This window comes from Halomonas sp. DP1Y21-3, assembly GCF_019801245.1.
GTDB classification, from domain to species: Bacteria; Pseudomonadota; Gammaproteobacteria; order Pseudomonadales; family Halomonadaceae; genus Halomonas; species Halomonas litopenaei.
Genome location: NZ_JAHVJM010000004.1, coordinates 384,642 through 404,894, shown reverse-complemented (window position 1 = coordinate 404,894; position 20,253 = coordinate 384,642). Strand labels below are relative to the sequence as shown.

Annotated in this window: 17 protein-coding genes; 9 read left to right on the top strand and 8 right to left on the bottom strand. The window is 62.9% G+C overall.

Annotated features, from left to right (window positions below; translation table 11 throughout):
- Positions 1-156: 156 nt before the first annotated feature.
- Positions 157-1,479 (top strand): NAD(P)/FAD-dependent oxidoreductase, encoded by a 1,323-nt coding sequence (locus KUV74_RS13965; RefSeq protein ID WP_045995152.1) that lies wholly within the window; start codon positions 157-159, stop codon positions 1,477-1,479.
- 545 nt (positions 1,480-2,024) lie between these two features.
- Positions 2,025-2,585: a glycine zipper 2TM domain-containing protein gene (locus KUV74_RS13960; protein ID WP_045995242.1), complete on the top strand. Its 561-nt coding sequence runs from the start codon at positions 2,025-2,027 to the stop codon at positions 2,583-2,585.
- Positions 2,586-2,768: 183 nt separating this feature from the next.
- Here KUV74_RS13960 and KUV74_RS13955 read toward each other — a convergent pair whose 3' ends face one another.
- The gene (locus KUV74_RS13955; RefSeq protein WP_197037120.1) at positions 2,769-3,242 is read right to left on the bottom strand and encodes a phosphate-starvation-inducible protein PsiE; all 474 of its coding nucleotides are present in this window, start codon (positions 3,240-3,242) and stop codon (positions 2,769-2,771) included.
- Between the two features lie 167 nt (positions 3,243-3,409).
- Between KUV74_RS13955 and nhaB the strand changes: the two genes are divergently transcribed.
- Positions 3,410-4,951, top strand: coding sequence for a sodium/proton antiporter NhaB (gene nhaB / locus KUV74_RS13950; protein ID WP_222516619.1), 1,542 nt, complete (start codon positions 3,410-3,412; stop codon positions 4,949-4,951).
- A 29-nt stretch (positions 4,952-4,980) separates the two neighbouring features.
- On the opposite strand, the gene KUV74_RS13945 is transcribed toward nhaB, so the two are convergent.
- The 4 genes from KUV74_RS13945 to KUV74_RS13930 all read right to left on the bottom strand — a co-directional run bounded on the left by KUV74_RS13945 (position 4,981) and on the right by KUV74_RS13930 (position 8,871).
- Positions 4,981-5,268 (bottom strand): putative quinol monooxygenase, encoded by a 288-nt coding sequence (locus KUV74_RS13945; protein WP_162816462.1) that lies wholly within the window; start codon positions 5,266-5,268, stop codon positions 4,981-4,983.
- Between the two features lie 112 nt (positions 5,269-5,380).
- Positions 5,381-6,943 carry a tripartite tricarboxylate transporter permease gene (locus KUV74_RS13940; RefSeq protein ID WP_213227270.1) on the bottom strand — a complete coding sequence of 521 codons (1,563 nt, stop codon included), beginning with the start codon at positions 6,941-6,943 and terminating at the stop codon, positions 5,381-5,383.
- Between the two features lie 12 nt (positions 6,944-6,955).
- Entirely contained in the window at positions 6,956-7,759 is an 804-nt protein-coding gene (locus KUV74_RS13935; RefSeq protein WP_213227268.1) for a tripartite tricarboxylate transporter TctB family protein, read from the bottom strand.
- 110 nt (positions 7,760-7,869) lie between these two features.
- Complete coding sequence (locus KUV74_RS13930; RefSeq protein ID WP_222516618.1) at positions 7,870-8,871, bottom strand: tripartite tricarboxylate transporter substrate binding protein; 1,002 nt, start codon at positions 8,869-8,871, stop codon at positions 7,870-7,872.
- 216 nt (positions 8,872-9,087) lie between these two features.
- On the opposite strand from KUV74_RS13930, the gene KUV74_RS13925 reads away from it, so the two are divergent.
- Genes KUV74_RS13925 through KUV74_RS13910 form a run of 4 tightly spaced genes read left to right on the top strand, consistent with a single transcriptional unit; the run spans position 9,088 to position 13,092 of the window.
- Positions 9,088-10,104 carry an SMP-30/gluconolactonase/LRE family protein gene (locus KUV74_RS13925; protein ID WP_222516617.1) on the top strand — a complete coding sequence of 339 codons (1,017 nt, stop codon included), beginning with the start codon at positions 9,088-9,090 and terminating at the stop codon, positions 10,102-10,104.
- Positions 10,105-10,144: 40 nt separating this feature from the next.
- The gene (locus tag KUV74_RS13920; RefSeq protein WP_045994498.1) at positions 10,145-11,251 is read left to right on the top strand and encodes an isocitrate/isopropylmalate dehydrogenase family protein; all 1,107 of its coding nucleotides are present in this window, start codon (positions 10,145-10,147) and stop codon (positions 11,249-11,251) included.
- 59 nt (positions 11,252-11,310) lie between these two features.
- Positions 11,311-12,357 (top strand): Gfo/Idh/MocA family protein, encoded by a 1,047-nt coding sequence (locus tag KUV74_RS13915; RefSeq protein WP_261395470.1) that lies wholly within the window; start codon positions 11,311-11,313, stop codon positions 12,355-12,357.
- A 12-nt stretch (positions 12,358-12,369) separates the two neighbouring features.
- Positions 12,370-13,092, top strand: a complete 723-nt coding sequence (locus tag KUV74_RS13910; RefSeq protein ID WP_108448972.1) for a GntR family transcriptional regulator — start codon at positions 12,370-12,372, stop codon at positions 13,090-13,092.
- 49 nt (positions 13,093-13,141) lie between these two features.
- Here KUV74_RS13910 and KUV74_RS13905 read toward each other — a convergent pair whose 3' ends face one another.
- Positions 13,142-14,635 (bottom strand): Na+/H+ antiporter NhaC family protein, encoded by a 1,494-nt coding sequence (locus KUV74_RS13905; RefSeq protein ID WP_222516615.1) that lies wholly within the window; start codon positions 14,633-14,635, stop codon positions 13,142-13,144.
- Between the two features lie 185 nt (positions 14,636-14,820).
- Positions 14,821-16,197, bottom strand: coding sequence for a glutamine synthetase family protein (locus tag KUV74_RS13900; protein WP_222516614.1), 1,377 nt, complete (start codon positions 16,195-16,197; stop codon positions 14,821-14,823).
- Between the two features lie 249 nt (positions 16,198-16,446).
- Between KUV74_RS13900 and KUV74_RS13895 the strand changes: the two genes are divergently transcribed.
- Positions 16,447-17,187 carry a gamma-glutamyl-gamma-aminobutyrate hydrolase family protein gene (locus KUV74_RS13895; RefSeq protein WP_045995226.1) on the top strand — a complete coding sequence of 247 codons (741 nt, stop codon included), beginning with the start codon at positions 16,447-16,449 and terminating at the stop codon, positions 17,185-17,187.
- A gap of 374 nt (positions 17,188-17,561) precedes the next feature.
- On the top strand, positions 17,562-17,903 hold the full coding sequence (locus KUV74_RS13890; protein WP_124803784.1) for a hypothetical protein: 342 nt from the start codon (positions 17,562-17,564) through the stop codon (positions 17,901-17,903).
- Positions 17,904-18,164: 261 nt separating this feature from the next.
- Here KUV74_RS13890 and KUV74_RS13885 read toward each other — a convergent pair whose 3' ends face one another.
- Positions 18,165-20,078, bottom strand: coding sequence for a Na+/H+ antiporter NhaC family protein (locus KUV74_RS13885; RefSeq protein ID WP_222516613.1), 1,914 nt, complete (start codon positions 20,076-20,078; stop codon positions 18,165-18,167).
- Between the last annotated feature and the right edge of the window lie 175 nt (positions 20,079-20,253).

Genomic DNA, 20,253 nt, shown 5'->3' with positions numbered 1-20,253 from the left:
CAGCGAGCCAGGCCAGGTGCCTGGCTCGCTGCGTTGTGGGGCTATGGCGTCGGTGCGTGGTGGTGATTATTCCATGTCTTTATCTTGAAGATATCTCCTTTCGCCGCGTAGAATGCGATCTGGTGTTGAATAAAATAACCACTTTGGGAGTCCGTCATGTCCAGCCGTTCCACCGCTACCGATCCCCGTGGAGGGGCCGCCGAGGTCCAGCATGCCGCGTCCTGGTATGCCGCCTCGGCCAATGCCTCACCCCAGCGCCCGGCCCTCGAGGGAGAGGTGAGCTGTGATGTCTGCGTGGTCGGGGCCGGCTTCACCGGCATCTCCGCCGCGCTCCATCTGGCGGAGCAGGGGCTCAAGGTGGTGGTACTGGAGGCGGCCAGGGTCGGTTACGGCGCCTCGGGGCGCAACGGCGGTCAGATCGTCAACAGCTACAGCCGCGACATGGACGTGATCGAGGACAAGTACGGCGCCGACACCGCGCGTGCCCTCGGCGACATGGCCTTCGAGGGCAATCGCATCATCCGTGAGCGCATCGCCCGCTACGACATCCAGTGCGACCTGCGTGAAGGCAACCTGTTCGCCGCCTGCAACGAGCGCCAGCTCAAGGGGCTGCGCGAGCATCAGGCGCTGTGGCAGCGCTACGGCCACGACGGGCTGGAGCTGTTGGAAGGCGACGCCTGTCGCCGCGAGGTGGGCAGCGATCGCTATACCGGCGCCCTGGTGGACCACTCCGGCGGCCACCTGCATCCGCTGAACCTGGTACTGGGCCAGGCGGCGGCGCTGGAATCCCTGGGCGGTGTGATCTTCGAGCAGAGCCCGGTGGAGTCGCTGGTACACGGCCAGCCGGTGGTACTGAAGAGCCGCAACGGCAGCGTTCGCGCCGAGCGTGTGGTGATGGCGGGTAACGCCTACATGAGCGGCGTGATGCCGGAGCTCGAGGCCAAGTCGATGCCCTGCGGCACCCAGATCATCACCACCGAGCCGCTCGGCGAGGACCTGGCCCGGGAGCTTCTGCCCAACAACATGGCGGTGGAAGACTGCAACTATCTGCTCGACTATTTCCGCCTGACCCGCGACAACCGCCTGATCTACGGCGGGGGAGTCAACTACGGCGGCGAGGACCCCCAGGACATCGAGGCGGTCATTCGTCCCAAGATGGAAAAGACCTTCCCGATGCTCAAGACGGTCAAGGTGGACTACGCCTGGAGCGGGACCTTCCTGATGACCCTCAACCGACTGCCCCAGTTCGGGGTGATCAATGACAACGTCTACTACGCCCAGGGCTACTCCGGTCATGGCGTGACCTGCACCCACCTGGCCGGTCGCCTGATCAGCGAGGTGATGACCGGCCGTGACGAGCGCTTCGATGCCTTCGCCGGCCTGCCGCATCTGCCGTTCCCTGGCGGCCGCATGCTCAGGGTGCCGCTGTCCGCCATCGGCGCCTGGTACTACCAGACCCGGGACAAGCTGGGCATCTAGCCGCTGGTCGGTGTCACGGGGCATTGCCACAGGCCGCTGCCACAGGGCGGTGTCACTGATAGTGCGGGCAGCGGGATCGCTCCGTGACCCGCGCTCCCGGCTTGTGAGCCCCATTAGCACGTCTCCCCCAACGCCTCGCTGCCTCCGGCAGCGAGGCGTTGTGATGTGTGGGCAGAAGTGTGCCAATGGCATGAGAGGCGAGGGCAGCAGCGCCCGTCGTCGCCGATCGGGGGCACCTTTGTCGGTGAGTTGCGACAGCCTCACAAACAACTTGCAAGTGGCTCCATGGTTCTTCGAACGCTGTTCGATAACGGCTAGGATAGGGTTATCACATCGCCAAGACATCTGCCGTGGCGCCTCTCGCGCGCTAGGCTCTGGCCGAAAAGTCGACGAGCGAAGGTTAGACAAGGCAAAAATCGGTGAGACAGCGCAGTTTACGGGGTGTAAATGAGCATGTTGATCCGATTTTTAACGCCGTATTACCGAGCGCAGGCACTTTTCAGACAAGCCCTAAGCGAGCACCCCGGCGGAGCAAGGAGAACAGCATGAGCAAGTCGATCATCGTCGGTTCCACCCTCGCGGTCTTTGGCCTTGGTGGCCTGGCATTTGGCGCCTGGCAGGTGCAGCAGGCGCCCCAGGGGCCGCAGTTCGCCGATATTACCGCCGTCACGCCGGTCACCGAGACCGTCTCCACGCCGCGAGAGGTCTGCGAGAACGTTCAGGTGACACGCCAGGCGCCGACCCGGGATCCGCACAGCATTCTGGGCAGCGCTGCCGGTGCGGTGGTCGGTGGCCTGGTGGGCAACCAGATCGGCGGTGGCAGCGGCCGCAAGATCGCCACCGTGGCCGGTGCCATCGGCGGTGGCTTCGCCGGACGCGAAGTGCAGCGTCGGGTCGAGGCCGGCCAGACCTATACCACCACCGAACAGCGGTGCCACACCGTCAACGACACCCGTGAAAAGACCCTGGGCTACGACGTGGCCTGGGAGTATGACGGCGTGCGTCAGGTGGCGCGTCTGGAGCAGGCCCCCGATGGCGAGCGTGTGCTGATCGAGCAGGGTCAGCCCCAGTGGGACGTGGTCCGGGGTGCCCCCGACAAGTCCTGATAGAGCCCTGATAAAGTCCTGACGGGAACTTGGTTCCGGTCTTCAGCCTTCGCGTAAACACCCAGCCCCCGTCAACCGGTATCTTTCGATGCTGGCTGGCGGGGGCTGTTGTTGTCGCTGTAGTTGTGAACCTGAACGTGAACGTGAACGTAGGCGAAGGCAGGGGCGCTGGCCCCGGGCGCCCTACAGATCGCTGTTGGTCTTGTTGACCACCTTACCGAGGGCGTCGATGGGCTTGCTGGAGGGGTACTTGTAGGAGGCGAAGCGCACCGCCAGCACGGACAGGGCCAGCAGGAAGATGCCGCCGCACAGGTACAAGAGACCGGCGTCGGGCTTGGGGTGGTGGGAAATGTCACCGATCAGGTAGCGGGTCAGGGCGGTGATGGCGACGTACAACAGGAAGCGAATCGGCAGGTGATTGGTCTTGAAGTAGATGCCTACCATGGCGCCCAGCTCAAGATAGATGAACAGCAGCAGGATGTCGTCGACGCTGGCGTGGCCACTGGTCAGCATGTCGAGGAAGGCGACCACCGAGGCCCAGGCGATCATCCCGCCGATGACGAAGAGCCCCAGGTAGTGAAAGCCTTCCACGAGCAGGTTGCCGATGGTATCGGCGTGATGGTGCATCTTGTCACGGCTGGTGCGAGCCCATTTCACAGGCGATTCCTCATCGGTGTGGTGGCGTCTTTCACGCTAGCCCGGCGTGGTAGGCGTGACAAGCCGATACTCCGTTGGTTCAGGGCGGTTTGTTGACGCAGTCACGCGGATTGCGCCGCTTTTCACCGGCATACTGAAACGCCGCCGTATCGACAAGGAGCCGGTCGATGGTGACGACGCTGCCCCAGGCCTTCTTTCGCAACTTTATCGGTCCCTCGCCGGACTGGTACAAGACCGCCATCCTGATCTGCCTTGTGATCAATCCCCTGGTCTATGCCTGGTCGGGGGGATTCGTCGCGGGATGGCTGTTGCTGGTCGAATTCATCTTCACCCTGACCATGGCGCTGAAGTGCTATCCGTTGCAGCCTGGTGGGCTGCTGGCACTGGAAGCGGTGGCCATCGGCATGACCGGCCCCGACAGTGTGATGCACGAGGTGGCGCTCAACCTGGATGTCCTGCTGTTGCTGGTGTTCATGGTGGCGGGCATCACCTTCATGAAGCAGCTGTTGCTCAAGGCGTTCACACGCCTGCTGATCGGCGTCACGTCCAAGCGTCTGCTGTCGCTGTGCTTCTGCGTGACGACGGCAGCGCTCTCCGCCTTTCTGGACGCCTTGACGGTGATCGCCGTAGTGATCAGCGTGACGGTGGGTTTCTACGCCATCTATCATCGGGTGGCGTCGATGAAGGGGCAGCACGACGATCATGACCACAGCGATGATAGCGGGCTCCCCGAGGTCAGCCACCAGGACCTGATCGACTATCGTCGCTTTCTGCGCTCGCTGCTGCTCCACGCCGCCATGGGGACCGCGCTTGGCGGTGTCACGACCATGGTCGGTGAGCCCCAGAACCTGATCATCGCCGAGCAGGCTGGCTGGGGCTTTGGCGAATTTGTGCTGCGTATGGCGCCTGCCACTCTGCCGGTGCTGGTCGCAGGCCTTGCCACCTGCCTGCTGGTGGAAAGCCTGCGCTGTTTTGGCTACGGCCAGCGTCTGCCGGCCAAGGTACGCGCCATCCTGGTCGAGCACGATCGCCAGGAGCGGGCAGGCCAGTCGCTGATCGAGGTGGCCAGGCTATGGGTGCAAGCGGCGGTGCTGGTCTGGCTGGTGGTGGCGCTGGCTCGCCACGAGGCGTCGGTGGGGCTGATCGGGCTTGCCGTCATCGTGCTGGCCAGCGCCTTTCTCGGCGTCACCGAGGAGCACGCCCTTGGCAAGGCCTTCGAGGAAGCCTTGCCCTTCACCGCCTTGCTGGTGGTGTTCTTCGCGGTGGTGGCGGTGATCATCGAGCAGGATCTGTTTGCACCGGTGATCGAGCTGGTGCTGTCACGCCAAGGCAGTGAGCAGCTGGGCCTGGTGTACGTGACCAATGGTCTGCTGTCGATGGTCTCGGACAACGTCTTCGTCGGCACCGTCTACATCAGCGAAATCCACTCTGCCTTAAGCGCTGCGCGCATCGGCGCCGAGCAGTTCGACCTGCTGGCCGTGGCGGTGGCCTGCGGAACCAATCTGCCGTCGGTGGCGATGCCCAATGGTCAGGCCGCCTTCCTGTTTTTGCTGACCTCGGCGGTGGCACCGCTGATTCGCCTTTCCTACGGCCGCATGGTGTGGATGGCCGCCCCCTATACCCTAGCACTCAGCCTGGTGGGGTTTGTGTGCGTACGCTACGTGCTGGTGCCTGCCAATCAGGCGATGCAGGCCATGGGGTGGCTGTAGGGTTGGTGTGCTCGCAGATCCAGGTTGCGTCAAGCCTGGCGCAGGTCTCCTTGAAGAACCTTCTTCTCCGCCACCAGCGGTGCGCTCTTCTGATCGAAGGCATGAAAGTGGTCGGTGTCCAGATGCCATCTGAAGGCGTCTTGGTCCCGGTAGAGCTCGTAGAGGACGAAGGTGTTCTCGTTCCGTAGTCGAACCACATCGAAGCGCTGGCAGTGACGTTCCTTTTCCAGGCTATCCGAGGCTTGGCGTAGCAGTAGTGCCTCGAGGCGATCGGCACACCCTTGCTGCGGGGTAAAACTGACGATGACGGCGTGCACGGTGAATGTCTCCTGTCTGGGTTGGATGAGAGCGGTGACTGATGAGAGCGGGGCGGATGCGCGTTGGTGTCGGCAGCTCGGTGCCGACACCCGTCTCCTTGTCGATGTGACGCTACTGAGGGTCGTCGGCGCCATGCGCTGGCTTGCCAGCTAGCGCACGCCCTCTGAATTTTTTCCATAGGCGGCTGCGATAGCGCTTCCAGGCCGGGATCTGAGACGCGATGGTCAGCACGATCACGGCGATCAGCAGTAGCGACACCGGTCGTTCGAAGAATCCCATCAGGCTGCCCTCGGACACCATCAGGGCGCGGCGCAGGTTTTCGTCCGCCATCGGGCCCAGAATGACGCCGATGACCAGAGGCGAAATCGGATAGTCCATCTCTCCCAGGACGTAGGCGGCGATGCCGATCGGCACCATCAGGTAGAGATTCAGCAGGCTGAGGCCCAGCGCGTAGGACCCGATAACCGACAGCACCGCGACAATCGGCAGAAAGATTGACGAGGGTACCCGCAGCACCTTGATGACGTGCTTGGCCAGAAACATGCCGTTGATCCACATGGCCAGGGAGGCGAGGGCGATGATGGCGGTGAGCTCGACCAGAAAGTTGGGCTGGGTGATGGCGATCATCGGACCCGGGTTCAGGCCGTGCAGCATCAACGCGCCAAGCAGCATCACCGCCGGAGGGCTACCTGGAATGCCGAGGGTCGTCAGAGGAATGAGCGCACCACCAATACAGGCATTGTTGGCCGTTTCCGACGAGACCAGGCCGGCAGGTTCGCCCTTGCCGAAGCGTTCAGGGTGGGCAGAGGAGTTCTGGGCGGTACCGTAGGACACCCAGCCGGCGATATCCTCGCCGACGCCGGGGACGGCACCGATACCCACGCCGATGAACGCCGAGCGGATGACGTGGCGCAGATTGCGGAAGACCGCACGGAATTCGGGCAGCACGCGCTTGACGGGCTGGGGACTGCCGAGGGCTACCCTGTCGCGCAGGGTGCGAATGATCTGCGGGATCGCAAAGGCGCCGATCAACACCGGAACGACCTCGATGCCACCGTCCAGCTCCGGCAGGCCGAAGGTGAACCTGGGGAAGAACTGAAGCTGGTCGCGACCGATCGTCGATAGCGCAAGGCCCAGCAGTCCGGCGATCCATCCCTTGTAGACCAGGTCCTTGCTCGTCAGGGTGCCGCTGATGATGATGCCGAAGAGCGCCAGAAGAAAGAATTCATAGGACGTGAACTGCAGTGCAGCCTCGGAGATCAGCGGTGCCAAGGCGATCAGCGCGACCATGCCGATCAGGGTGCCGATAAAGGACGCGGTGGTGGTCATGCCGAGCGCCTTGCCGCCTTCCCCCCGTTGGGCCATGGGGTAGCCGTCCATGGCGGTGGCGGCGCCCGCCGCGGTGCCGGGGATATTGATGAGAATGGCCGGGTAGGACCCACCGTAGACCGCCCCCACGTACATGGCGATCAGCGAGATCAGTGCCGTCTGAAGGTCCATCGAATAGGTCAGCGTGGTCAGCAGGGCGACCCCGAGCGTCGCGGTCAGGCCCGGAAGCGCCCCGAAGATGATACCCAGGAAGCTCGATCCCAGCAGTAGCGCCACCATGGCGGGGTTGGTAAGGATCTGCCAGATGGCGTGCGCGAATACCGAAAGCTGCGCGATAAAGTCCATGCGAGTGTCTCCTTAACCTTGGGCCGTCAGGTGGCTGACGAGGGCTTGCATGGTGTCTATCACCAGACCTTCCACCGGGAGTGGTACCAGCAGGAAGAAACGGAAGATCGGTACCAGCACCAGGGGAACGGCAATGCTGACCAGCACGACGGTGCGCAGTTTCCTGCATTCGCTAGGCGAATGGCGCAGCAACCACCAGGCGATGGTGGCGACTGTCAGAAGCGTGGCGATAGCTACCAGATCCAGGGCGTACTGCTGAGATGTTGGCCGATGGCTCAGTAGTGTGATGAGCACGCAAGCGATGACGGCGCCGACCAGTGTCAGGGGAATGAGAGCCACCTTTTCGATATAGAAAGGTGTGATGAAGAGAAAGAGGAAGAGGGCGCTGGCCAGTGCAAAATCGACGCTGGGGACGAACGAGTAAACGTACAGACCGATAAAGGCCATGATCACGGCCACACGACAGGATGCAGAAGCTGGAAAGGACGCCTTCGATCGGCCCTTCGAGGCGCTCTGTCTGCGTCTGGCGCCGCCATCGAGGATGGCGCGTCGCAGCAACAGCAGCGACACCAACCCCAGGGTGACGGCGATCGACAGGGGGAACAGCGCGGGGGAAACGTACCAGGCGTTGGTGACACCGCCGTAGCTGTCGGTCATGGGGAAGGTGAGGGATTTTGCGAGCATGGCGAATGCCAGCAGCAGCAGTGCCAGGCTCGTGAAGAAATCGCGGCGTCGCCGCTGGATGAGTTCGTCGTTCCCCGAGAAAGCGGCGCCTGCCTGATTCTCGGGGTCAGGGAGCTGTTTGCTGTCAACCATGATGTGTCCAGTGAACCTGATGTTCTACGAGGTATTGACGTGGCCCGGAAAATGCCCGGAGGCAACGATTGCCTCCGGGCCTTCGGTTATCGGGAACGAAGAAGTCGCGATCAGGGCCTTGGAATATTCAATTCCTCCGGATTGATGGAAGCAGACTCCAGGTCATACAGCGTCCATGAGAAGAGGGACTCGAGTCGAGAGAATTCCTCCGAGGCTTCTTCTCCCGTCCTGCCGGACAACTGGAAGTAGTTGTCCTCTGCCCACTGTTTTACCGCGTTGGTTTCCAGTGCCTGCTCGAACGCCTGTTCAAGGGTCTCCTTGACCTCCTCCGGGGCATCGTCGCGGACGGCAAAACCGATGGTCTGTCGAATAGGCAGATATTCCTTCAACTGCGGATAGCTGTCGAAGGCAGAGGGGATTTCACCGGTTCCCTCGATGTCGACTTGGCTATCGGTCAGCACCGCCAGGGGCCGAAGTCGATTGGCCGCAATCAGTTGCTGCTGCTCGGCAAGAGAGGTGATGACCACGCTGACTTCACCCGTGATGGCGGCGTTCTGGCCCGGCGCGGAACCCGGGTAGGGAATGAAGTTGAGATCTGCCCCCGTGCCTTTCTCGAAGGCGAGCAGATTGAGGTGATGAACGGAGCCCGAGCCCCCCGCGGCTGCCTTGATGGTGACGTCGCCGCTGGAGGCCGCCTCCACCAGTTCTTCCAGGGTGGTATAGGACGAATTGCTGCCCACGGAGATCAGGTCCGGCGATCCCCCGATGATGAAGGGGTACCAGCTGTCGAAGGTATTTTCCCAGCCGCCCTGGACCGCCGCGGCGACATTCGATTCGGACAGACCTGCCAACGTATAGCCGTCGGCGGGCTGGTTGCTGACATGGCTCATGCCGATGGAGCCGGCGACACCGCCCGGTTTGTTGACCACGTTGATGCGCCTGGGAAGGAAGGCATTCATTTCTGCGCTGACGACCCGGTTTGCGACATCGGTGCCGCCGCCGGCCGACCACACGACCACATTGGTGATGTCGCGTTCGGGGTAGTCCGCGGCGGCTGCGTGAAAGGAGAGACCCATGAGCAGGGCGATTGCTGGCGTGACATGACGTTTCATTTGGCTTCCTCGTCGCTTGTTGTTGTGCCGGTCGCCCGGGTGGCTGACGCGGTCTGGTCTTGACCGGCTTTGTGCATGTGTTAATGTATACGTTAACGAGTTGGTCGTCAAACGCTGGTGAAAGGGCCACGGAAACGGTCCCTCGGAACATCGAAATCCCGGAACAACAAGAAGACTGACCAACGCAAGAACAGAACAACGAGACCCAGGAACAACATGATCGAACTCGAAGCGCTGGACTATAGCGGTGGCCACTTGAGTCGGCCCGAATGCGTGCTGACACATTCGAGTGGCCTGCTGATGACCGCAGACTGGACCGACAGCGGTGGCGTGGCGATCTTCCGCCATGCGGATCGCGCGCCGGCCCTTCGCATCCTGTCGAACCAGCAGGGCTTCCAGCTTCGTCCCAACGGTATTGCTCTGGAAGACGACGGCGGTGTGATCGCGACCCATCTGGGCGAAGACCAGGGGGGCGTCTTTCGGCTGCACGTCGATGGCGCCCTGGAGCCATTGGTGACCGAGATCGACGGTGTCGCCCTGCCTCCCACCAACTTCGTTCATCGAGACGGCGCCGGTCGCCTCTGGATCACCGTCAGTACCCGTCAGGAGCCCCGCGCCAAGGGATACAGCGCGGCGGTGGCCGACGGTTTTATTGCTCTGGCCAACGCCGATGGCAGTGACGCCAGAATCGTCGCCGATGGCCTGGGTTACACCAACGAGTGCGCCCTGCACCCCGATGGCCGGTGGCTCTACGTCAATGAAACCTTTGCCCGCCGGCTGAGCCGTTTTTCCGTGGAGGAAAAGGGACGACTCGGCGAGCGCCAGACCGTCTGTGAGTTCGGCCCTGGCACCTTCCCCGATGGTGTGACCTTCGATGTCGAAGGCGGGGCCTGGATCACCAGTATCGTCAGCAATCGGGTCATCCGGGTCTCGCCGACCGGGGAGCAGAGTGTCGTGCTGGAAGACAGCGACGAGGCCTATCTCAAGCAAGTGGAGGAGGCGTTTGACGCCGGTCGGATGGGTCGCCCTCACCTGGATGGCGTCGTCAGTCGTCGACTCGGTCACGTATCGAGCCTGGCATTTGGCGGCAGCGACCTCGATCGGGCTTACCTTGGCTGCCTGCTGGGGGACCGCCTTGCCTCGTTTCAGGCGCCAGTGCGCGGCGTGGCGCCGATACATTGGCGTGCTCCCTTGACCCGATTGCGTTCGGCACTCGCCGGCGCCGATGCCTGACTTCTTCAAGTAACAACCAACAATAGCGAGAGGCTGTCAAATGACCAACAAGACCCACTTTTCCATCGCTGTCTTTCCCGGTGACGGCATTGGCCAGGAAATCATGAAGCCGTGCGTCACGCTGCTGGAGGCAGCCATGGCGCGGGTCGGGGGCGTATCGGCGAGCTTCGAGGAGCTGCCTGCCGGTGCCGCCCACTTCAGGGATACAGGGGAGTCGCTTCCCGAGGGCTCGTTGAAGCGTGCCGATGAAGCCGATGCGATCCTGCTGGGTGCCATGGGGCTGCCGGACGTTCGCTATCCGGATGGCACCGAGATCTCGCCACAGATCGACTTCCGCTTCCGTTTCGGCCTGTACGCCGGGGTCAGGCCGGTGCGCACCATCGCCGGGCTTCAGCCGATGCTCAATAACCCCAGCGCCCACGAACTCGACTTCGTGATCGTGCGCGAGTCCACCGAGGGCCTGTTTGCGTCTCACGGCAGGGGCGAGATCAAGGGCGACGAGGAAGCGCGCGATACCCTGGTCATCACCCGGGATGTGAGTCAGCGACTGTTCGACTTCACCCTGGCGCTGGGACAAAGCCGCCAGGCCCAGGGGGGGAAGGGCAGGGTGACCTGTGTCGACAAGGCCAATGTGTTCAAGTCCTTTGCCTTCTTCCGCAAGATCTTCGACGAGCGGGCCGAGGCGCATCCGCAGCTCGACTGCGACCACATGTACGTGGACGCGGCGGCGCTCAACATGGTCACCAGGCCCTGGGATCTCGACGTGATGGTCACCGAGAACATGTTCGGCGACATACTGTCCGACCTGGGCGCCGGTCTGATCGGTGGCATGGGTTACGCGCCTTCCGCGGACATCGGCGATGATCACGCGGTCTTTCAGCCATGCCATGGCAGTGCGCCGGATATCGCTGGCAAGGGCCTCGCCAATCCAACGGCCATGGTGCTGTCCGGTGTGATGATGCTGGAGTGGCTGGGAGAGAAGCACGACTGTGAGCCGGCGCTGAAGGCAGGCAAGTTGCTGCGAGAGGCCGTGGACGCTGCCTTTGCCACTGGCACCCTGGTGACCTGCGAGCTGGGTGGGGATGCCGGTACGACCGCGGTGTTCGAGGCGGTCATGGCCCAGCTGGTCGAGCTTCCGATCCAGTAGCTTTTGATGGTTGGGTGGTGCGCCGCTCACAATCGCAGGTCGCAGGAGGTAGGTTGTTGATGGAAAAGCTAAGGGTGGCGGCGGTTGGCGCCGGATACTTCAGCCAGTTTCAATATGATGCCTGGTCACGCATCCCCGAGGTTCAGGTGGTGGGCGTGTGTGATCAGGACACCTCACGTGCTCGGGAGGTGGCCAAGCGTCATGGGGGCTGGGAGGTCTACTCGGATGTCCTGGCGATGCTGGAGGAAGCGCGCGCCGACGTGCTGGATATCATCACGCCGCCCTCTTCACACCTGGCCTTGATCCGCCTGGCGGCGGAGCGCGGGGTGAACGTGATCTGCCAGAAGCCGTTCTGCAAAAGCCTGGAGGAGGCGCGCCAAGCCGCCGCCCTGGCCGAGCAAAGCGGGATCGAACTGATCGTTCATGAAAACGTCCGGTTTCAGCCCTGGTACGAGGAGATCCAGCGGCAGATCGCCGCGGGCAGGCTGGGGCAGATCTATCAGGCGACGTTCCGGCTGCGCCCTGGAGATGGACAGGGGCCGCAGGCCTATCTGGAGAGGCAGCCGTACTTTCAGAAGATGGAGCGGTTTCTGATCCACGAGACCGGGATACATTGGATCGACACCTTTCGTTATCTCTTCGGCGAGGTGTCCGCTGTCTATGCCGAACTGAGGCGCCTCAACCCGGCTATCGCCGGTGAGGATGCGGGGCATGTCATCATGGAGTGTGCCGGTGGGGTTCGCGCCGTTCTGGATGGCAACCGGCTGTCCGATCATTGCGCCGAAAACCGGCGGCTGACCATGGGCGAAATGACCATCGAAGGAAGCGAGGGTGTGCTGGTGCTGAGAGGCGATGGCAGCCTGGGTTACAGAAGGCACGGGGAGAATCTGTGGCAGGATATCGACTATGAGTGGGTGGATCACGGTTTTGGCGGGGACTGCGTCTATCGGTTCAGCCGCCGTGTGGTGGATGGCCTGATGGGGCGGTCGAGGTTGGCAAATACCGCGTCTGACTATCTCGCCAACATGAACATCGAAGAGGCTGTCTACACCTCTGCCAGAGAAGGCAGGCGGCTTCGTGTGTCCAGTGACGTCTGTGGAAGCTGAGGATTTGCAGCGATGAACTCAAGAGACACGTCTTCTCGATCCGTGCCGGCGAGCAGGGGCGAGGGGCCTCCGGGGGACAAGCTGTCGCTGCCGGAAAAGGCGTACTACGAGATAAAGCGTCGGATACTCGACAACGAGTTTTCCTCGGGATCCTTCCGCCTCGAGAAGGAGTTGGCGGAACTGCTCGACATGAGCCGGACGCCCGTTCGAGAGGCAATGATTCGGCTGGCCAATGAAGGGCTGGTGGAAATCAGGCCGCGCCACGGTATGCGAGTGTTGCCGGTATCGGCCGAGGATATGGTCGAGATATACGATGTGTTGACGGCGCTCGAGACCCAGGCGGTCGAGTTGCTGGCACGACGCGGATTGTCCGACCAGGAGCTCGGCCAGTTGATGGATGCGGTGGATGAAATGGACGATGCCCTGGCCGATGACGACCTGACCCGCTGGGCAGCGGCGGACGAGCGATTCCATCTGCTGCTGGTGGAGTTGTGCGGCAATCGCCGCATCGCCACCATCGTCAACACCTATTGGGATCAGTCCCACCGTGTGCGCATGTTGACCCTGGGACTACGGCCACGGCCGACGTCATCGAACAACGACCATCGGGCCGTTGTCCAGGCCATTCAGAATGGTGACGTCATCGCCGCCAGGGACCATCACCGGGAGCACCGGGTAAATAGCGGCAGGATGCTGGTGGAGCTACTCGACAAGTACGGTCTTTCTTCGATCTAGGCGTGTGTCGCGATACGAAAACCGGGAGCGCATTGCGCTCCCGGTTTCGTTACACCAGCGCGTAGCCCAGCGCCACGAAGCCGAGGCTGGTGACGGTTGCCCCGATCACGGTGTAGGGCAGCTGGGTCAGGGCGTGCTGCATCGGCAGGACGCCGCTGCCCTGGGATGACAGTACCGAGGAGTCCGAGAAGAAGCAGGCGTGGCTGCCGAAGCTCGAGGCCGACAGCAGGGCGCCCACCACCAGTGGCATCGACACCTCCATATGGGCGGCCATCGGGATCACGATGGGGATCGAGATCACGAACACGCCCCAGGACGATCCGGTGGCAAATACCACCACCGCCATGGAGATAAAGACGATGGCCGGCAGCAGCGCCGGGGTGATGTAGGGCGCCAGGGCGTCGATCATGAACTGGGTCATGCCGAGCTGGTCGTTGACCTCCTTGAGCACGAAGCCAACGGCGACGATGGCCAGCGGCAGCATCATGGTGCGAAAGCCGTCCATGATCGAGTCCATCAGGCTCGAGAAGGTGGACAGGCGCTGCACCAGGAACAGCACGATGGTGAACAGGGTGGCGGCGATGACGCCCTTGAGCAGGTCGATCTCGAAGTAGGCGCTGGCGCCGATCAGCACCGCCATCGGGGCGACGAAGTTGAACAGGCCAAGCCAGGGGTTGCCACGCGGGGTGTCGTCGCCAAGCGGCTCATCCGGGGCGCCGTCGGGAATCGTCTGGCCGGCGCGGGCGCGGGCCTCGGCGGTCTTCATCGGGCCAAGGTCAGGCACGATGCTCATGGCCACCAGAAAGACCAGGCCCATGGCGACCCAGCCATACAGCATGTAGGGAATCGACTGGATGTACAGCCACATGCCGGGGCCATCAGTGGCGCCGTTGGTTTCCAGCAGCTCGGCAAAGTACACCGCCCAGGTCGAGATCGGCACCAGGACGCAGATCGGGGCGGCGGTGGAGTCGACGATATAGGCAAGCTTTTCCCGCGATACGCCGAAACGGTCGGTCAACCGCTTCATCGCCGCCGAGGTCGCCAGCGCATTGAGGTAGTCGTCGATGAAGATCAGGAGTCCCAGTACCGCAGTGCACAGCAGTGACTGACGGCGGGTCTTGACCAGGCGGCTCATGAAGTGGCTGAAGCTCAGGGTGCAGCCGGACTTCTCGAGCATGGCGATAAAGCCACCCATCAGGCCGCATACCAGGATCAGCCAGGCGATGGTCTCGTTCATCATGACCGACAGCGAGACGTCGGCCAGGGCACCGATATAGTCGCTCGGCTCGATCAGGATAAGCCCGGACAGCGCGCCGATTGCCAGGGCCTCCAGGGTCCTGTGGGTGGCAATCGCCACCACCAGCACGATAAGCGAAGGCACCAGGCTGATCCAGCCGAAGGGGGTGCCGGCTTCGTGGTGGAAGGTCAGGCCGGCCACCAGGGCAATAAGGCCTGCGACCATGGCAAAGGTGCGACCCTTGCCTTTCTGGCTGGGCTTGCCTGGGGCGAAGGGATGGGTGGACGGTGCGTTGGTCTGGGTCATGGCGTCACCTCCAGTGCGAGGCCTGGATCGATGACAAGGGGCGTTGTGGTTGTCATGAGGGAGGTACCCGTGATTGCTGTGAGTTATATCGGGTTGTTGAGGTCTTGCGTTCGTGCCGGGCGAGCGCACAGGGCGTCCCTGCCCGGTACGGGAGTCCGGGGCGTTAGCGTCGTGATTTCCCGCGCTCAGACGTGGCGCAGGTACCAGTCGTACTCCAGGCGACTGACGCTTTGCATGGCCAGTTCGCGCTCGGCGCGACGGTTGGCCAGAAACACCTTGAGAAACGCCTGGCCGAAGGCTTCTCCAAGCGGTTCGCTGTGCTCCAGCAGGTCGAGGGCCTTTGACCAGCTGTTGGTCAGGGTGGGCTCGTACTGGCGGTAGGCGTTACCAGTGACGGGCTCCCCCGGCGAGACAGCGGTATCCAGACCGTGACAGACCGAGGCCAGCAGGGTGGCCAGCAGCAGATAGGGGTTGGCATCGGCTCCGGCTACTCGATGTTCTACCCGGCGGGCGGCGTTGGCTCCAGAGGGGATCCGCAGTGCCACCGAGCGGTTATCGTAGCCCCAGGTCGGCGTCATCGGCACATAGAGGCCGGGCTGAAAACGTCGGAAGGAGTTCAGATTGGGCGCGAACAGCGCCATCGAAGCAGGCATCAGCTCCATCAGGCCACCGATGGCATGACGCAAGGCAGGGGTCCCCAGCGGGTCGCCATCGCTGTCGGCGAAGACATTGTCGCCGCTTTCGTCGATCAGGCTCATGTGGACGTGCATGCCGTTGCCGGCCTCGCCGCCGTAGAGCTTGGCCATGAAGGTGGCCTCGAAACCGTGGCGCAGTGCCACGCCCTTGATCAGGCGCTTGAGCAGCACCGCGCTGTCGCAGGCCTTCATCACGTCATCGCCGTGGATCAGGTTGATCTCGAACTGCCCCGGGGCGCATTCCTTGAGCGCGGTGTCCAGCGGCAGTTGCTGTAGCTGGGCGGCGGCGTGCACCTCCTCGAGGAAGTCGGCGTACTCGTCGAGTTCGTTGATCGAATATAGCTGGCTATCGCTCGCCCGCTCGCCGCTGGCCGGGGAACGGCAGGGCTGGGCCATACCCATCTCGTCGCGTTGGCGATCGACCAGATAGAATTCGAGCTCCAGCGCGACCACCGCCTTGAGGCCGCGCTCGGCCAGTCGCTCGACCTGGCGCGCCAGCACGTTGCGGGGATCGGCGAAGAAGGGGCCGTCCTGGTCGTCGCGCATGTTCATCAGCAGTTGCGCCTGGCGTCCCTTGCGCTGCCAGGGTGTGACCATCAGGGTGCCGGGAATGGGACGGCAGACCTGATCGCGATCGCCGATGTCGAGTCCCAGCCCGGTTTCCTCGACGGTATTGCCGGTGATGTCGAGGGCGAACACCGAGCCGGGGAGCTGGATGCCGCTTGCGTAGGCCTTTTCGAGGTTGTCACGGGGGATGCGCTTGCCGCGCAGCACGCCGTTCATGTCGCTGATCAGCAGGTCTACGCTGTCGACCTCGGGATGTCGGGCCAGAAAGTCGCGAGCTTCGTCGACGCTGGGGGTGCCCATGCTGTCACCTTTTGTTGGTTCGTTGTGATGTGGCTAGTGTTTCGCTGACCGGGCCATGGTGTCAAATTATTTACGCGTAGAGGTGAGGGGCATGTCGAGGAGTCGGGCGGTCTTTAGTTTTATAAAAGTCAATAAAAACATATTGTTGTTAGTCTTTCTGTCAAGATTTTCCGCGTCGGGCTTGGCAAGAAAATCCGACCAGGGTATGTTGAGGAAACCATAACAACGGATAGAGCTGCGAGGAGTTCGATGAACAATCGTCCGCTGGTTGGCGTCATCGCCTGCCGTCGAGAGGTCGAGGGTCACCCGGCCCACATGGTGACCGACAAGTATCTGCGCGCCCTGCGTGACTACGGTCTTGAACCGATCATGCTGCCGGTGTGGCAAGGGCAGGGTCAGGAAGATGCCCGGGCGCTGCTGGCGCGCCTCGATGGACTGGTGCTGACCGGCAGCTACACCAACGTACTGCCCGAGCGCTACGGTGCTGAACGCGAACCGGAGAATACCCGGGACGACGTGGATCGCGACGCCGCCGCCATGAGCTGGGTGCCGCTGGCGCTGGAGCAGCAATTGCCGCTCCTGGGCATCTGTCGAGGATTTCAGGAGCTCAACGTGGCCTTCGGCGGCAGCCTGCACCAGGCGGTGCAGCGGGTGCCGGGGCGGCTCGATCACCGCGAGCCGGAGGGTGAAAAGGCCGAGCAGTATGCGCCGGTACACGACCTCGAGATTCAGCCAGGCGGCCGTCTGGCCGCGCTTTACCCCGAGGCCAGCGCCCGGGTCAACTCGCTGCATCAGCAGGGTGTCGATCGACTTGGTGAGGGGCTGCGCGTCGAGGCGCTGGCGCCGGACGGGCTGGTGGAGGCCATCTCGGTGGCTGACGCGCCGGGGTTCACCCTGGCGGTGCAGTGGCATCCGGAGTGGGAGCCCCAGTCCCATCCGCTGTATGACGCCATCTTCAAGGGCTTTGCTGCTGCCTGTGCGACGCACTAGGGCTTGTCTGAAAAGTGCCTGCACTCGGTAATACGGCGTTAAAAATCGGATCAAAATGCTCATTTACACCCCGTAAACTGCGCTTTCTCACCGATTTTTGCCTTGTCTAACCTTCGCTCGTCGACTTTTCGGACAGCGCCTAATGTCCTGGGCGTCGGCGTCGTGCCGAGTTGGTCAATGACGTCAGCCAGGCGGTGTGTTTGACGCTGAGTTCTGCCTGCTTCGATGAATACTGTGCCGACTTACCACTGTCGGTGGGGAAAAGCTGTCCGCTGCCTCGACAGGCATAGAGATCCTTCTATGCTCAAACGGTGAGGATCGCCCCTGATGCTCGCAGTTGGATGCCCCCTCTCAAGGAATCGAAGGAGAAGACCATGGTGATCAAGCGTTCGTCTTTGATGCTGGTGCTTGCGGGTTCGCTGCTGTCTCTGAGCGCGGCGACGGCCCTGGCGGAGTCTAGTGCCCAGGATGAGCATCGCCAGGAAATGGAAGAGCAGGCGGCCAGTTCTCAGCCCGGTGAGGGCATGATGGATCAGACCAACGAGACCTTGCTGGAAGGGTCCGCCGCGGCTACCGAGAAGCGTCAGCAAATGCTCGAGGGCACTTCGGACCCGGGCAATGCCGAGGGCAAGATGGATGGCTACAACGCCGAACTGCTCGAAGGCAGTGCGGCCGCCACCGAAAAACGTCAGGAGATGATGAAAGAGCAGGAGTAAGCCTGCGACGGGGTCATCGCCCCAGGTCTCCTGGCGACCCATCACTCAGCAGATGGCAGCGGTGCCGTAGTCACAGGGTCACCACGTCGTGCTGGCACCCTTTGTCAACGTCGTCACAACACCTGAAGTCGTCACAACACCTGAAGTCGTCCCAACGAAAGCGCCGCCCCAGGAGGGCGGCGCTGTCGTTGGGATGGTGGTGGTAGCGGAAGTCGGCACGCTGGACGGAGCGGGCGCTGGCTCGCCAGCGCCCGGAGGCGCTCAGGCGCTGGCGTCGCTGGCCGTCGCTACCTTCGTTGCCGCGGTCGCGCGCTGGCCCAGGGTGAACAGCACCGCGGTCAGGGTGGCGACGCCTCCCGCCAGGCCCAGCCACCAGGGCAGGCCGAAACCGGTGCCGAGTGCGCCGAACAGCAGCGCCACGATGCCGACCAGCATGGCGTAGGGTAGCTGCGTCCTGACGTGGTCGATCAGATCACAGCCGCTGGCCATGGCCGCAAGCAGGGTGGTCTCGGCCAGCGGCGAGCAATGATCGCCCCACACCGCGCCGGCCAGCACTCCCGCCACCGAGGCGTACAGCAGCGGCATGCCTTCGGCGGTGCCGGCCATGCCATTGTGCTCGAGTACGGCCCAGGCCAGCGGTACCACCAGCGGCATCATGATGCCCATGACACCCCATGACGAACCGGTGGCGAAGGCGGTGAAGCCGGCCAGGCCGAAGATCACCGCCGGCATCCACTGCGGTGACAGGCTATCGCCCAGCACCGTGACCAGAAAGTCACTGGTGTGCAGGTCCTCGTTCACGCTCGCCAGTGCCCAGGCCATCATCAGGATGGTGATGGGCAGCAGCATCGACTTGACGCCCTCGAACCAGTAGTGGGCGGTTTCGGTCATGCTCATCAGTCGCTGCGCCTGGGTCATGATCACCGCCGTCACGCAGGCCGCCAGCGAACCCCACATCATGGCGCTGAACGAGTCGCCCTCGCCGAAGATGTCGCGCAGCTGATGGTCGCCGCCGCCGAGGGCATCGAGACCGGTGGCGTAGATCCCGCCCAGGGTGATCGCCACCAGCACGATCATCGGTATCACCGCGTTCAGCGCCCGGGTGGGAATGCCTTCCTTGGTGGGGATGTCGGCTTCCTCGACGATGGCTTCCCGGCTGCTCATTGCCTGGCGGGCGCCGGGCTCGGACAGTGCCTTGCGCTCGGCGGTGAGCATTGGGCCGAAGTCACGACCGCTCCAGGCCACCAGGAAGACGAAGGCGAGCGCCAGGATCGGATAGGCGTTATAGGGAATGGCGTTGACGAACACCGAGTAGGCGGACTCGTTCCAGTCGTCGATGGCATCCATCGCCTCGCTGATCAGCCCGACCTGAAAGCCGATCCAGGTGGTCACCAGCATGATCGCGGACACCGGTGCGGCGGTACTGTCCACCAGGTAGGCCAGCTTGGCCCGCGAGATCCTCACGCGGTCGGTGATATGGCGCATGGTGTTGCCGACGATCAGAGCGTTGGCGTAGTCGTCGAAGAAGATGGCCAGACCCAAAAGTGCGGTGGAATTCTGCGCCTGGCGTCGTCCACGGATCACTCGCGCGATGCGCTCGGCGATGCCGCGGGTGCCGCCGTTGCGCGAGATGATGCCGACCATGCCGCCGATCAGCAGGCAAAACAGCACGATCGACATATGGTCGCTGTCGCTGGCGGCGGACAGCACGTGGACGTTGACCGAGTCACCGAAGGCGCCGAGCAGGGCGCCGGCGTTCATGCCGTGGAGTACCCAGCCGCCGAGTAACAGCCCGGCAAACAGCGCCAGGATGACCTGGCGGAAGGCCAGCGCCAGGGTGATGGCGGTCAGGGCAGGCAATAGCGAGAGCCAGGCGGGAACAGGGTCGAGTTCGAGGGTGGCGGCGGGGGTGTTGGAGGCGTCGTAAAGCGACAGGGTTAGAGGGCCGTCGGTGACGGTCAGGCTGAGCGTCGCGACCCCGTCGGAGTCGACCTCGAGCGGATGGCGTCGATTACCGTCGTCGATGTACCAGAGGCGGTCGGGATCAAGCCCGCTGGCCTGGACCTCGGTGGCGACCCCTTCGAGCAGGATATCCGGGCCGGTCAACTGGGGGGCTGCCTGGGCGGTGGAAAGGCTCGCCCACAGCAGCAAGAGCGACAGCAGGAGCAAAGGCACGCATCGGGTTTTTCGCCGACCCGTCGGCGAAGGACATGGTGGTTTCATGGTGACCCCGGTTGTTGTTGGAGGGTGTGGAGAGCGCCGTTTGGCGTCAATGAAAGTTGGTCGTTTGGTCGGTGGTTGTCAATTTTTTTTGTGGCTAAAAATAAAAAATATCGACATTGTACGATGG